Origin of the sequence: Pseudogulbenkiania sp. MAI-1, assembly GCF_000527175.1 — a bacterium.
Classification (GTDB): Bacteria; Pseudomonadota; Gammaproteobacteria; order Burkholderiales; family Chromobacteriaceae; genus Pseudogulbenkiania.
The window spans coordinates 418,965-432,131 of record NZ_AZUR01000001.1 but is presented as its reverse complement, the minus strand read 5'-3'; the positions used below and the strand labels follow the sequence as shown (position 1 = coordinate 432,131).

Genomic DNA, 13,167 nt, shown 5'->3' with positions numbered 1-13,167 from the left:
CGAGGCAGGCGATGGGAGAAGGTCAGAGCGGCGTGCAGTGGTTGCCGCCGATGTCGTACAGGGTGCCGCAGGCCGGGCAGGCGTGCTCGCCGATCATGTCGGACAGCCGCTCGCCGCAGGCGCACATCCAGCCCATGCGATGCGCCGGGGAACCGACCATCAGCGCATAGGGCGGCACGTCGCGCGTCACCACCGCGCCCGCGCCGATGAAGGCGTATTCGCCGATGGTGTGGCCGCAGACGACGGTCGCATTGGCGCCAATGGTGGCCCCCTTCTTCACCAGGGTACGGCGGTATTCGTGCTTGCGGCTGACGTGGCTGCGCGGGTTGTTGACGTTGGTGAACACCATCGAAGGACCGCAGAACACGTCGTCCTCCAGCGTCACCGCGTCGTAGATCGACACGTTGTTCTGCACCTTGACGTTGTCGCCGATGATCACGTCGTTGCCGACGTAGACGTTCTGGCCGAACGAGCAGCGCTCGCCGATCACTGCGCCGGCGCAGATGTGGGCCCAGTGCCAGATACGGGTGCCGGCGCCGATCTTGGCGCCGTCGTCGACGATGGACGTGGGATGAACGAGATAGGTCATATGCGCCTCCCTAAGGCGTGATCCGGTTCAGTAATCCAGCGGCAGGCTGACGCGGCGGCCATCGCGCGCCGACAGATACATCGCGATCAACAGCTCCAGCGACTTCAGCCCCTCGCGGCCGTCGGTCTCCGGCTGGGCCTTGCCCTGCATCACGTTGATCACGTTGTCGTAGTAGAGCGGGTGGCCGAAGCCGTACACGCTGGTGGTGGCGTAGCTGGCATGGCGGATGTCGTCGTCCATGGCGTGCGGCTCGGCGAACTCCCAGTGCTGGATCTCGTTCACCGCCACGCCGCCGACGCGCACCGTGCCCTTCTCGCCGATGATGGTGATCGAGCCCTCCAGGTTCTTGGGGTAGGTCAGCATGGTCACGTTCATGCTGCCCAGCGCGCCGGAGCGCCACTTGACGCTGACGGTGCCGGTGTCTTCCACCTCGATGTTGCGCGCCAGCGTCGCGGTGTAGGCCTGCACGCTCTCCACCGGGCCGATCAGCCAGTCCAGCAGGTCGACGTAGTGGCTGGCCTGGTTCATGAAGGCGCCGCCATCGAACTCCCAGGTACCGCGCCAGGCGGCCGAATCGTAATACTCCTGCGGACGGGTCCAGAACACGTTGACGTTGACCATGTAGAGGCGGCCGAAGCGCTTCTCTTCCATCGCCTGTTTCAGCAGTTGCAAGGTCGCGTTGCGGCGGTTCTGCTTCACCACGAACAGGCGGCGTCCGGCGCGGTCAGCCGCCTTCACCATCGCCAGGCCGTCCTCCCAGCGCGTCGCCATCGGCTTCTCGGTCATCACGTGGAAGCCGGCCTCGGAGCACTCGATGCTCTGTGCCGGATGCAGGCCAGACGGACTGGTCAGGATCACGATATCGGCCTGGGTCTCGGCCAGCATCGCGGTCAGGCTGGCATGGCCGCGCGCGCCGGTGCGCGCCACCGCGGCCGCGAGCGCTACCGGGTCGATGTCGCAGACGTCGGTCAACTCGGCGCGCTCGGCGTGCTTCTCCAGCGCGGCGAAGTGGTTCTGGGCGATACGGCCGCAGCCGACCAGCGCGAAGCGGATCTTGCGGTCGGTAATCGGGGCCTGATGGGCAGCTTGCATGGTGTTCTGGTCTTTCTCAAACGGCAAAGGGCGGCCGTGTCAGCCGCCCGCTTCTATCCGGGATTGCCGGGCCGGGAACGCTCGCCCCGCCACGCCGGCGTCATTATACGCCAGCCGGCGTCATATCAGCAGGCGGTTGTCGCTATGCTGATTGGTCGACCTGAGCCGGCTGACGAACTCGGGAAATTCCAGCCCGAAGCGTGTCTCCAGTTCCTCGGCTCGCTTCTTCAGGCCATCGAAACGGGTCAGCGCCGGCGAGCCGGCGAACGCCATCACCGCCACGTTGCCGTGGCTGGCCGACGGCAGCTCCAGCACCCGCCCCTCGAACACCCCGAGCAATCGTTCGATGAACTGGTGGTAGCGCTTGTCGCCGCTCCACCAGTTGGTGACGAACACGCCGTCCGGCGCCAGCGCGCGCTTGCAGTCCGCGAAGAAATCCTCGGTGGTCAGCGCATCGACGATCTGCAGGCCGTCGAAGCCGTCCACCAGGATGGCGTCGGTCGAGCCGCGGAAGATCTTGACGTAGTCGGCACCATCGGCCTCGACGATCTCGAAGCGCTCGCCCTCCTCCGGCAACTCGAAGAAGGCGCGCGCCACGTTGATCACCTGCGGGTTGATGTCCACCGCCACGCTCTTGGTGTCGCGCAGGTAGAAGTCGATGTAGCGCGCGAACGAACCGCCGCCGAGGCCGATCTGCAGGATGTGGCGCGGCTCCGGATTGAATAGCAGGAAGCCCATCATGGCGCGGCTGTACGACAGTACCAGCCGCACCGGATCGTCCACGTCCATCGAACTTTGCACCGTCTCCGAGCCCAGGTGCAGCGAACGGATGCCGTCCACCTCGGAGATCTCCACCTCTGGCATGGCGTCCACGCCGTCACGCACGCGGCGGCGGAACGGATGACGTGCCCTACCCGCCACAGGACGTCTCCTTCGGACGGGAATCGAGAATGCTGATGGTGCGGCGCGGCGCTTCGGCCTGCTCGTCGTCCACCGGCGGCAGCGGGTCGCGGAACTCCTCCTTGTCGAAGGCGGTGTCGCCGTCGGCGAACGGCGCGTCACCGGTCTTGAGCCCGGCGAAGTCGAACAGCCCGGTGTCGGCCAGATGCGACGGCACCACGTTCTGCAGCGCGCGGAACATGGTCTCCAGCCGGCCAGGGAAGCGCTTGTCCCAGTCGTTGACCATCTCCTTCACCACCTGGCGCTGCAGGTTCGGCTGCGAGCCGCACAGATTGCACGGGATGATCGGAAATTCACGCAGCTTGGCGTAACGCTCCAGATCCTTCTCGCGGCAGTAAGCCAGCGGGCGGATCACCATGTGTTTGCCGTCGTCGCTCACCAGCTTGGGCGGCATCGACTTCAGCTTGCCGCCGTAGAACATGTTGAGGAACAAGGTATGCAGCATGTCGTCGCGGTGGTGGCCCAGCGCGATCTTGGTCGCCCCCAGCTCGTCGGCCACGCGGTACAGGATGCCGCGGCGCAGGCGCGAGCACAGGCTGCAGGTGGTCTTGCCCTCGGGAATCACGCGCTTGACGATGGAGTAGGTATCCTCCTCGACGATGCGGTACTCGACGCCGATCGACGACAGGTACTCCGGCAACACGTGCTCGGGAAAGCCCGGCTGCTTCTGGTCGAGGTTGACGGCGACGATGGAGAAGTCGATCGGCGCCGACTTCTGCAGGCCGAGCAGGATGTCCAAGAGGCCGAAACTGTCCTTGCCGCCGGACAGGCAGACCATGACGCGGTCGCCCTGTTCGATCATGTTGAAATCGTTGATGGCGTCGCCGACGTGGTGGCGCAACCGCTTGGCCAGCTTGTTGGCCTCGAACAGCGCCTTCTGCGCCTTGGCGTCGAGGGTTTGGGTATCGGACATGGGGAACAGCTAAGAAATTGAAAAACAGGCGATTTTAGCGCGAATCGGGACGGCCTGTCATGGTCGTCTCGTACCCCGGAGTATTCCACAAAGCATTTAGAAGTGAGAACGCGAAGGCAAGCGAGCAGGGCCGCAGACAGTACAAGCAGTACGGCAAGGCCCGCACAGCGCCGCCGACAAAGTTATCGCTTCTAAGGCGCAGTGGAATTACAACACCACGCTCCGGCCGCCATCCACCGCCAACACCTGCCCGGTGATGTAACTGGCATCGAACAGCAGGAATTTCACCGCGCGCGCAATATCCTCCGGCGTGCCGATGCGTGCCAGCGGAATGCTGGCCTCGATGCGGCGCTTGTACTCCTCGTCGAAGAACGACTCGCCCTCCGGCCACACGTTGCTGCCCGGCGCCACGCCGTTGACGCGCACCTCGGGCGCCAGCTCGATCGCCAGGCTGCGGATCAGCTGGGCATGGCCGGCCTTGGCCAGGTTGTACACCACGTGCGACTTCATCGGCCGCTCGGCATGGATGTCGACGATGCCGACCACGGCGCCACCGCTCTGCTTCAGATACGGTGCGGCGGCCTGCGCCAGGAACAGCGGCGCCTTCAGATTGCTGCCCATCAGATCGTGCCAGACCGCCTCGTCGATATGGCCGATGCCGGAAGGAAAGAAGCTGGAAGCGTTGTTGACCAGCCCGTCGAGCCGGCCGAACGCATCGAGCGCGGTCTCGACGAGGCGCGGCAGGCCGTCGATATCGTGCAGATCGGCCTGCACCAGCACCACCGACCCGCGCCGCACGCCGTTCAGCTCCAGGGCCAGGCTCTCCGCCTCGGCGCGCGAACCGCGATAATGCAACACCAGCCGCATGCCGCAAGCGTGCAGATGACGGGCGATGCCCGCCCCCACCCGGCGCGCGGCGCCGGTAATCAGCACGACCTTGCCCTCGCTCATGCTTTCTCCTCGTCTGTGGTGGCGACAGCGGCCGTTCCGCCCCTTTCCGGCACGGCGGAATTGGCCGACAATTCCCCCCATTCTACCGCAAGCCATGCCATGACCCAGTTACCCGCACCCGACGCCGCCGCGCTGGCCGTCAGCCAAGAACTCTCCCGCCACATCGCCGCCGAGATTGCCGCCCACGACGGCTGGATTCCCTTCTCGCGCTACATGGAACTGGCGCTGTACGCCCCCGGCCTCGGCTACTACAGTGCCGGCAGCCGCAAGTTCGGCGCCGCCGGCGACTTCGTCACCGCCCCCGAACTCTCGCCCTATTTCGGCCGCACGCTGGCACGCCAACTGGCCGAACTGCTACCGCAGACCGGCGGCACCATCTACGAATTCGGCGCCGGCACCGGCCGCCTCGCCGTCGACATCCTCGGCGAACTGGAAACCCTTGGCCAACTGCCCGAGCGCTACGCCATCATCGACCTCTCCGCCGACCTGATCGAACGCCAGCGTCAGACCATCGCCGACGCCCTGCCGCACTTGGCCGCCCGTGTCGAATGGCTGAGCGAACTGCCGGAACAGTTCGACGGCATCATCATCGGCAACGAAGTGCTCGACGCCATGCCCTGCGAGCTGGTGCACTGGACCCCCGCCCCGCTGCAGCGCGGCGTCACCGTGCGCGACGGCGCCTTCGCCTGGGAAGACCGACCGATCGCTGATCCCCAACTCGCCAGCGTTGCCGCGATGCTGCCGCCCGAAGCCGCCGGCTACCTATCGGAAATCAGCCTGGCCAACCGCGCCTTCATCGCCACGCTGGCGTCCCGCCTCGTATGCGGCGCCATCCTGCTGATCGACTACGGCTTCCCCGAACGCGAGTACTACCACCCGCAGCGCCACATGGGCACGCTGATCGGCCACTACCGCCACCACACCGTGGACGACCCGTTCTACCTACCGGGCCTGATGGATATCACCACCCACGTCGACTTCACCGCCGTGGCGCTGGCCGGCACCGAAGCCGGGCTCGACCTGATCGGCTACACCACCCAGGCTCAGTTCCTGGTCAATGCCGGCATCACCACGCTGCTGCAACAGCTCGATCCGGACGACGTCGCCCACTACGCCCCGCGCGTCGCCGCCGTGCAAAAGCTGCTCTCCCCCAACGAAATGGGCGAGCTGTTCAAGGTAATCGGCTTCGGCAAGGGAGTGAGCATCGACTGGATCGGCCTCACCGAGGGCGACCGCTGCCACACTCTGTAAGGATTTCGACAAGAAACCGGCCCAAGGTGTTGACAGCCCCAAATAGCCCAGGTATAGTTCGCCCCACTTCGACGCAACAAGCAACGAAGCAGCGTGGCGAATTAGCTCAGTCGGTTAGAGCGACGGAATCATAATCCGCAGGTCCGGGGTTCGAGTCCCTGATTCGCCACCACCCCGATACCGAAAAACCCAGATGCTACGGCAGCTGGGTTTTTTGCATTTTCCCCTGGAAAATCAAGCCCTTGGCGAAGACAAAAACCCGACGGCTACCCTCCAGACTGCTACAAACCCGCGCGTAGCCGGCCAGAACGTTCCGGAGACCAGGTCGCCGCTCACGCCAACGTCGCTACGAGCCCCCGCCGCTCCCTCAGCCAGCCCTCGAACTCCGCCACCGCCAACGGCCGGCTGAACAGATAGCCCTGGCAGCTGTCGCAGCCCTGTTGCTGCAGGAAGGCCAGCTGCTGGCGCGTTTCCACCCCTTCGGCCAACACTTCCAGCTTCAGGTTGCGCACCATGGCGATGATGGTGGTGACAATCTCGACGTCGCTGCTGTCGTCCGGCAGGTCGCGCACGAAGCTGCGGTCGATCTTGAGCTTGTCCAGTGGGAAGCGCTTGAGGTAGGCGAGCGAGGAATAACCGGTACCGAAATCGTCGATGGCGAGGCGCACACCGAGCCGCTTGAGCGCGGTCAGCGTCTGCACCGCCTGCTCGGCCTGTTCCATCAGCGCGCCCTCGGTCAGCTCCAGCTCGAGATGGTGCGGCGGCAGCCCGGTCGTTTCCAGCACCCTCCGCACCTGGCTGACGATGTCATGGCGCAGGAACTGCCGCGGCGAGAGGTTGACGGCCATCACCAGCGGCAGGCCGGCATCCAGCCACGCCTTGCCCTGGCGGCAGGCGGCATGCAGCACCCATTCCCCCAGCGGCACGATCAGGCCGGTCTCCTCCGCCAGGGTGATGAAGCGGGACGGCGCCACCAGGGCCTCGCCCGGCGGTTGCCAGCGCACCAGCGCTTCGACCCCGGTTACGAGCCCGCTCGCCAGGTCGATCAGCGGCTGGTAGTGCAGGATGAACTCTTCCCGCTTCAGTGCCTGGCGCAGACTGGTTTCCATGCTGAGGCGCTCGTTGGCGGCATGGGTCAGCGATTCGGTATAGAAACGGAAGGTATTCCTGCCCTGCGACTTGGCCAGGTACATGGCGGCATCGGCGTTGCGGATCAGCTCGGTGGTGCTAACCCCGTCGCCGGGATACAGGCTGATGCCGATGCTGGCGCCGACGTAGGCCTCGCGCCCGTCGGCGAGTATGAAGGGGTGATCGATCAGGCTCAGCAGCGAGCGGGCGATCACGGCCACCTTGTCCTCGGACTCCATCGCCTCGATCGCGACCAGGAACTCGTCGCCCCCCAACCTTGCCAGCGTGTCCTCCTGTCTCAGCCGTTGCCGCAGGCGCTGGGCGATCGACACCAGCAACTCGTCTCCGACCTGATGCCCCAGGCTGTCGTTGATGGTCTTGAAGCGATCGAGATCGATGAACATCACCGCCAGCTGCGTGCCGTGCCGCTTGGCCAGCTCCAGCGCATGCTCCAGCCGCGCCAGGGCCAGATGGCGGTTGGGCAGCTCGGTCAGCGGGTCGTAGTGCGCCAGACGCTCGAGCTGCTCCTGGCTTTGCTTGAGCTGGCTGATGTCGTTGAACACGAACACATACTGGCGCGGCCTGCCGCGCGCGTCGCGCACACAGCTGATCGACAACCACAGCGGAAACACCGTCCCGTCCTTCTTGCGGTACCACAGCTCGCCTTCCCACCGTCCGCTCTTCTGCAGCAGGCGCCAGAGTCGCAGGTAGAACGCCGTGTCCTGCGCCGCCGTGTACCATAGCGGCGGCGGCTGGCCGATCACTTCGTTGGCCGGGTACAGGCTGATGTCGCTGAACGCCGGGTTGACGGCCAGGATGCGCCGCCGGCGGTCGGCGATCATCACCCCTTCGTGCGAGCTGTCGAACACCGTCGCCGCTAGTTGCAGGGCGTCTTCGGACTGTTTGCGCGCGGAAATGTCTTCCACCACCGAAATGAAGTATTCGGGCTGCTCATGGCGATCCCGCATCAGGGCCGCGGTCAGGTTGGTCCACACCAGGTGCCCGGCCTTGTGCAGATAGCGCTTCTCGATGGTGAAACTGGGAATCTCGCCCTTGACCAGGCGCTCGGTCAGTTCCAGGTCGGCATCCAGGTCGGCGGGAAAGGTGATGTCCTGAAAAGTGAGCTGCAACAGCTCCTCGCGCGGGTAACCGAGAATGTCGCACAGCCTCTGGTTGACGCGAATCCAGTGGCCGTCCAGATCGAGGTGGGCGATGCCGACCGCGGCCTGTTCGAAGGTGGCGCGGAACAGCAGCTCGCGCTCGCGCAAGGCGGCATCTTGCGCCTTCTGCGCGCTGATGTCCTGCAGGGCCCCGATCACCAGTCCCGGAACCTCGTCATCATGATGCGCCTTGTAATGCAGCCGCAGCCAGACCGGCGTGCCGGCCTGATTCCGGCGGAACTCGATGCAGCCATCCGCTTCGGCCTGCATGCGGTCGAGCACCTGGATCAGGGGCTCGCGGTCGTCCATGGCGACGCCCTCCAGCAGCGCCTCACGCGTGGTCTGCGCTTCGTCGGCATCGAGCCCGAGCAACTGCTGCGCCGCCCCGCTCCAACTGAACAACCCCGTTCCGACGTCATACTCCCAGCTGCCCAGATGCGCGCTCATTTGTGCCTCCTGGAGCAGCGCCTCGTTACGCCGCAACTGGCTCAGCAAGCGGGATTGCGACTTCAGGGCCTGGCTGACCAGGTAATAGAGCAACAGCGTCGTACAGGAGATGAAACCCAGCCCCTTGTAGGTCTGCAGCGTCGTCAGTGTTTGCGTGGTCAGTGGCAGCGAGACTAGAAAACGGTCGCTGAGAAAGATCCATAGGGCGCTGAAGAGGCCAAAAACCCCCACTACTCGCAGCGACTGGCGCTTGTAAGTCATGTTCCTCCGATCCCACCGGCGTGTTCGTGCGGCGGCATGCCACCCACCGGATTTGGCGTGGCTTTACCCCTTGCCCTCGGCGGGCAGGCCGATAACCCAATGCCATTCAACTAAAATTATAATACTGACGACGACAACATGATGCCGGCGGCGTCCGGGCTCTGTCTCAAATCATTCGTGCCGTTCAACCGCCACCGGGCAGCTCCGGGAGGACACGGAAAAGCCTTGCCTAACGGCGGACCAGCGCCTACCTCTAGAAAGTCTATGGTAGACTCACGCAACATGTTCATTTGCCTATGAAAACACGACTCTTCGTCCTCCTCGTCCTCCTGATCTGCACCCGGACTGCCTTGGCCGGCCGTGTGCTGCCCGCCTCCCTGCAGATTGGCGAAATCAGCGCCGCCGACAGCTCGCAGATCAGTTTCGCGGCCGCCGACCGCTCCTGGCTGCAGGCGCTGGCCGGACTGTTCATTCCGTCCGGCACCGCCTACCGGCTGGCGCCCGGCGTGCGCATCCTCGACGAGAACAACCGCTTCCTGCTGACCGGCCAGTTGCCGGGCCTGGTGGGCAAGCCGGTGGGCGTGACGGTCGACGTTTCAGGTGCCATCAACCGGATCTGGGTGCTGACGGATGACGATCTGCGCGCCCTGGGCCGGCAATAACCCTAGCAGGAATCGCTGTTGTCATGAAGAAGGTATATATCAAGACCTTCGGCTGCCAGATGAACGAGTACGACTCCGACAAGATGGTCGACGTGCTCGGCGACGCCGAAGGCATGGTCAAGACGGACAACCCCGAAGAGGCCGACGTCATCCTGTTCAACACCTGTAGCGTGCGCGAGAAAGCGCAGGAAAAGGTGTTCTCCGATCTCGGCCGCATCCGCCCGCTGAAGGAGGCCAACCCGAACCTGGTGATCGGCGTCGGCGGCTGCGTGGCGTCGCAGGAAGGCGAGACCATCGTCAAGCGCGCGCCCTATGTCGACGTCGTCTTCGGCCCGCAGACCTTACACCGCCTGCCGGAGCTGATCCGCGCCAAGCAGGACAGCGGCACCGCCCAGGTCGACATCTCCTTCCCCGAGATCGAGAAATTCGACCACATCCCGCCCGCCAAGGTCGACGGCGGCGCCGCCTTCGTCTCGATCATGGAAGGCTGCTCCAAGTACTGCTCGTTCTGCGTGGTGCCGTACACCCGCGGCGAGGAAGTCTCGCGTCCGTTCGAGGACGTGCTGGTCGAGATCGCCGGCCTGGCCGCCCAGGGCGTCAAGGAAGTCACCCTGCTGGGCCAGAACGTCAACGCCTACCGTGGGCTGATGGCCGACGGCGAGATCGCGGACTTCGCCCTGCTGCTGGAATACGTACACGAAATCCCCGGCATCGAGCGCATCCGCTTCACCACCAGCCACCCGCGCGAATTCAGCCAGCGCATCATCGACTGCTACGGCAAGCTGCCCAAGCTCGTGTCGCACCTGCACTTGCCGGTGCAGTCCGGCTCCGACCGCGTGCTGATGGCGATGAAGCGCGGCTACACCGGGCTGGAATACAAGTCGATCATCCGCAAGCTGCGCGCGCTGCGCCCCGACCTGTGCCTGTCGTCGGACTTCATCGTCGGCTTCCCCGGCGAGACCGAGGCCGACTTCGAAGCCACGCTCAAGTTGGTGAAGGACTGCGAATTCGACTTCAGCTTCGTGTTCATCTACAGCCCGCGCCCCGGCACCCCGGCCGCCAACCTGCCGGACGACACCCCGCACGCCGAGAAAGTGCGCCGCCTCGAAGCCTTGAATGAAGTGATCGAAGCCAAGGGCTTCGCCATCAACCAGGGCATGGTCGGCACCGTGCAGCGCGTGCTGGTCGAGGGTGTCTCGAAGAAGGACCCGTCCATGCTCGCCGCGCGCACCATGAACAACCGCGTGGTCAACTTCGTCGGTCAACCGCGCCTGATCAAGCAGATGATCGACGTCGTCATCACCGAGGCCTACCCGCACTCGCTGGCGGGCGAAATCGTCACCGCCGAGACCGTCTGAGGAGTTTCGCCCGGCCCGCGCCGGGCGTATCCTTGGCATGTCACCCACGCAACGCCGCGGAGCCGATCCCCCTTGCAAACCGAACAGCTCAGCTTCAACCCCATCGACAACGAACGGCTGGCCCGCCTGTGCGGCCCGCTCGACGAAAACCTCAAGCAGATCGAAACCGGGCTGGACGTGATCATCCAGCGCCGCGGCGAGGGCTTCCGCATCCGCGGGGCGCGCGCCGCCGACGCCGCCAGCGCGCTGACCCGCTTCTACCTGCTGGCCGAGAAGCAGGACCTGTCGATCGACGACATCCAGCTCGGCCTGGTCGAGGTGCGCCAGCACGCCACCACGCCAGACGACGAAGCGCCGATACTGGCCACGCGCCGTGGCGACCTCAGGGGCCGCACCCCGCGCCAGAACGGCTACATCAAGGCCATCCAGCAGCACGACATCACCTTCGGCATCGGCCCGGCCGGCACCGGCAAGACCTATCTCGCCGTCGCCTGCGCGGTGGATGCCATGGAACGCGACGCGATCAAGCGCATCGTGCTGGTGCGCCCGGCGGTCGAGGCTGGCGAGAAGCTGGGCTTCCTGCCCGGCGACCTGGCGCAGAAGGTCGACCCCTACCTGCGCCCGCTCTACGACGCGCTCTACGACCTGATGGGCTTCGACAAGGTCACCCGGCTGTTCGAGAAAAACCTGATCGAGATCGCCCCGCTCGCCTACATGCGCGGCCGCACGCTCAACAGCGCCTTCATCATCCTCGACGAGGCGCAGAACACCACCCCGGAACAGATGAAGATGTTCCTGACCCGCATCGGCTTCGGCTCCAAGGCGGTGATCACCGGCGACATCACCCAGATCGACCTGGCGCGCCACCAGAAAAGCGGCCTGGTCGAGGTCGAACGCATCCTCGAGCACGTGCGCGGCATCCATTTCCACCACTTCCAGAGCGACGACGTGGTACGCCATCCACTGGTGCAGAAGATCGTCGACGCCTACGACGCCCATCAACTGAAAGAACTGACGCAAAACAAGTCCGATGAAAAGAGCTAAGCGCACCCCGCTACGACAACGATTGGCCGACAGGCTGGAACTGACGCTCGACCTACGCAGCGACGCGGCCAACCTGCCCAGCGCCGCCCAACTGCAACGCTGGGCGCGCGCCGCCCTGCAAGCCGACGTCCGCTCGGCCCAGGTCAGCCTGCTGCTGGTCGAAGACGAGGAAGGCCGCGCCCTGAACCGCGACTACCGCGGCAAGGACTACGCCACCAACGTGCTGAGCTTCGCCCTCAACGAAGGCGAAACGGTGGAAGGCATGCCGCTGTTCGGCGACCTGGTGCTGTGCGTGCCGGTGGTGGAGCGGGAAGCCGCCGAACAGGGCACGCCGCTCTTGGCCCACTATGCCCACCTCACCGTGCACGGCATGCTGCACCTGCAAGGCTACGACCACGAAGAAGACGACGAGGCCGAGGTCATGGAGGCGCTTGAAACGGCCATTCTGGCCAAGCTAGGATATCCAGACCCGTACGCGGCGGAGAAAACCTGACACCATGGACGATTCCAGTAAGAACAGGCACGGTTGGTTGGAACGCCTGTCGGCCCTGCTGTTACGCGAGCCGGAAGACCGCAAGGAACTGGTCGAACTGCTGCACTCCGCCTTCGAGCGCGACCTGCTCGACGCCGAAGCGCTCGGCATGATCGAAGGCGTGCTGTCGGTCAGCGAGCTGACGGTACGCGACGTGATGGTGTCGCGCAGCCTGATGGACGTCATCAAGGTTGACGAACCGGTCGAAAACCTGCTGCCCTTCGTTGTCGAGACCGCCCACTCGCGCTTCCCGGTGATCGGTGACGACAAGGACGACGTGGTCGGCATCTTCCTCGCCAAGGACCTGCTGCGCTACTTCCACCAGCCCGCCACCTTCAACCTGCGCGACACCCTGCGCCCGGCCGTGTTCGTACCGGAATCCAAACCCCTCAACGTGCTGCTGCGCGACTTCCGCACCACCCGCAACCACATGGCCATCGTGGTCGACGAATACGGCGGCGTCTGCGGCCTCGTCACCATCGAAGATGTCATCGAACAGATCGTCGGCGACATCGAAGACGAGTACGACAACGACGACAGCGCCGACAACATCATCCCGGTGCGCGGCCAGCGCTACCGCGTCAAGGCGCTGACCGAGATCGCCGACTTCAACCATTACTTCGACACCGGCTTCTCCGACAACGACGTCGACACCATCGGCGGCCTGGTCATCTCGCTGTTCGGTCACCTGCCCAAGCGCGGCGAAACGGTGGAAAGCAGCGACCTGCGCTTCACCGTGATCCGCACCGACAGCCGCCGCCTGCACACCCTGCTGGTCGAACGCCTGCAACCACAGGACCAGCCGCTCCCCCACTGACC

12 protein-coding genes and 1 tRNA gene are annotated in these 13,167 nt (G+C 65.0%); 7 read left to right on the top strand and 6 right to left on the bottom strand.

The features are described 5' to 3' along the window. Positions 1 to 22: 22 nt before the first annotated feature. From PSEMAI1_RS0102020 to PSEMAI1_RS0102000, 5 genes are all read right to left on the bottom strand, one after another. Positions 23 to 589 (bottom strand): acyltransferase, encoded by a 567-nt coding sequence (locus PSEMAI1_RS0102020; protein ID WP_024301257.1) that lies wholly within the window; start codon positions 587 to 589, stop codon positions 23 to 25. Between the two features lie 27 nt (positions 590 to 616). Beyond that, positions 617 to 1,681, bottom strand: a complete 1,065-nt coding sequence (locus tag PSEMAI1_RS0102015; RefSeq protein WP_024301256.1) for a Gfo/Idh/MocA family protein — start codon at positions 1,679 to 1,681, stop codon at positions 617 to 619. A gap of 120 nt (positions 1,682 to 1,801) precedes the next feature. Continuing rightward, entirely contained in the window at positions 1,802 to 2,545 is a 744-nt protein-coding gene (locus PSEMAI1_RS0102010; protein WP_051460253.1) for a polyamine aminopropyltransferase, read from the bottom strand. Between the two features lie 46 nt (positions 2,546 to 2,591). Then, a complete protein-coding gene (ttcA, locus tag PSEMAI1_RS0102005; RefSeq protein WP_024301254.1) occupies positions 2,592 to 3,554 on the bottom strand; it encodes a tRNA 2-thiocytidine(32) synthetase TtcA in 963 nt (320 codons plus the stop codon). A 207-nt stretch (positions 3,555 to 3,761) separates the two neighbouring features. Further along, the gene (locus PSEMAI1_RS0102000) at positions 3,762 to 4,505 is read right to left on the bottom strand and encodes a pteridine reductase (protein ID WP_024301253.1); all 744 of its coding nucleotides are present in this window, start codon (positions 4,503 to 4,505) and stop codon (positions 3,762 to 3,764) included. 99 nt (positions 4,506 to 4,604) lie between these two features. Here PSEMAI1_RS0102000 and PSEMAI1_RS0101995 point away from each other — a divergent pair, with 99 nt between their 5' ends. Then, positions 4,605 to 5,756, top strand: a complete 1,152-nt coding sequence (locus PSEMAI1_RS0101995) for a class I SAM-dependent methyltransferase (RefSeq protein WP_024301252.1) — start codon at positions 4,605 to 4,607, stop codon at positions 5,754 to 5,756. 95 nt (positions 5,757 to 5,851) lie between these two features. After that, positions 5,852 to 5,928, top strand: a tRNA-Met gene (locus tag PSEMAI1_RS0101990). A gap of 160 nt (positions 5,929 to 6,088) precedes the next feature. On the opposite strand, the gene PSEMAI1_RS0101985 is transcribed toward PSEMAI1_RS0101990, so the two are convergent. After that, positions 6,089 to 8,752: an EAL domain-containing protein gene (locus PSEMAI1_RS0101985; protein ID WP_024301251.1), complete on the bottom strand. Its 2,664-nt coding sequence runs from the start codon at positions 8,750 to 8,752 to the stop codon at positions 6,089 to 6,091. 296 nt (positions 8,753 to 9,048) lie between these two features. Here PSEMAI1_RS0101985 and PSEMAI1_RS0101980 point away from each other — a divergent pair, with 296 nt between their 5' ends. From PSEMAI1_RS0101980 to PSEMAI1_RS0101960, 5 genes are all read left to right on the top strand, one after another. Then, entirely contained in the window at positions 9,049 to 9,414 is a 366-nt protein-coding gene (locus PSEMAI1_RS0101980) for a hypothetical protein (protein WP_024301250.1), read from the top strand. 23 nt (positions 9,415 to 9,437) lie between these two features. Then, positions 9,438 to 10,772, top strand: a complete 1,335-nt coding sequence (miaB, locus tag PSEMAI1_RS0101975) for a tRNA (N6-isopentenyl adenosine(37)-C2)-methylthiotransferase MiaB (RefSeq protein WP_024301249.1) — start codon at positions 9,438 to 9,440, stop codon at positions 10,770 to 10,772. Between the two features lie 72 nt (positions 10,773 to 10,844). Next, entirely contained in the window at positions 10,845 to 11,816 is a 972-nt protein-coding gene (locus PSEMAI1_RS0101970) for a PhoH family protein (protein ID WP_024301248.1), read from the top strand. After that, complete coding sequence (ybeY, locus tag PSEMAI1_RS0101965; protein ID WP_024301247.1) at positions 11,803 to 12,309, top strand: rRNA maturation RNase YbeY; 507 nt, start codon at positions 11,803 to 11,805, stop codon at positions 12,307 to 12,309. Before PSEMAI1_RS0101970 ends, ybeY begins: the two co-directional genes overlap by 14 nt. 4 nt (positions 12,310 to 12,313) lie before the next feature. Further along, positions 12,314 to 13,165 carry an HlyC/CorC family transporter gene (locus PSEMAI1_RS0101960; protein WP_024301246.1) on the top strand — a complete coding sequence of 284 codons (852 nt, stop codon included), beginning with the start codon at positions 12,314 to 12,316 and terminating at the stop codon, positions 13,163 to 13,165. Positions 13,166 to 13,167: the final 2 nt, after the last annotated feature.

Excerpts from the sequence above, each read along its gene's own strand:
- PSEMAI1_RS0102020 (WP_024301257.1), bottom strand. The coding sequence starts at position 589 with ATGACCTATCTCGTTCATCCCACGTCCATCGTCGACGACGGCGCCAAG.
- PSEMAI1_RS0102015 (WP_024301256.1), bottom strand. The coding sequence starts at position 1,681 with ATGCAAGCTGCCCATCAGGCCCCGATTACCGACCGCAAGATCCGCTTC.
- PSEMAI1_RS0102010 (WP_051460253.1), bottom strand. The coding sequence starts at position 2,545 with ATGCCAGAGGTGGAGATCTCCGAGGTGGACGGCATCCGTTCGCTGCAC.
- ttcA (WP_024301254.1), bottom strand. The coding sequence starts at position 3,554 with ATGTCCGATACCCAAACCCTCGACGCCAAGGCGCAGAAGGCGCTGTTC.
- PSEMAI1_RS0102000 (WP_024301253.1), bottom strand. The coding sequence starts at position 4,505 with ATGAGCGAGGGCAAGGTCGTGCTGATTACCGGCGCCGCGCGCCGGGTG.
- PSEMAI1_RS0101995 (WP_024301252.1), top strand. The coding sequence starts at position 4,605 with ATGACCCAGTTACCCGCACCCGACGCCGCCGCGCTGGCCGTCAGCCAA.
- PSEMAI1_RS0101985 (WP_024301251.1), bottom strand. The coding sequence starts at position 8,752 with ATGACTTACAAGCGCCAGTCGCTGCGAGTAGTGGGGGTTTTTGGCCTC.
- PSEMAI1_RS0101980 (WP_024301250.1), top strand. The coding sequence starts at position 9,049 with ATGAAAACACGACTCTTCGTCCTCCTCGTCCTCCTGATCTGCACCCGG.
- miaB (WP_024301249.1), top strand. The coding sequence starts at position 9,438 with ATGAAGAAGGTATATATCAAGACCTTCGGCTGCCAGATGAACGAGTAC.
- ybeY (WP_024301247.1), top strand. The coding sequence starts at position 11,803 with ATGAAAAGAGCTAAGCGCACCCCGCTACGACAACGATTGGCCGACAGG.
- PSEMAI1_RS0101960 (WP_024301246.1), top strand. The coding sequence starts at position 12,314 with ATGGACGATTCCAGTAAGAACAGGCACGGTTGGTTGGAACGCCTGTCG.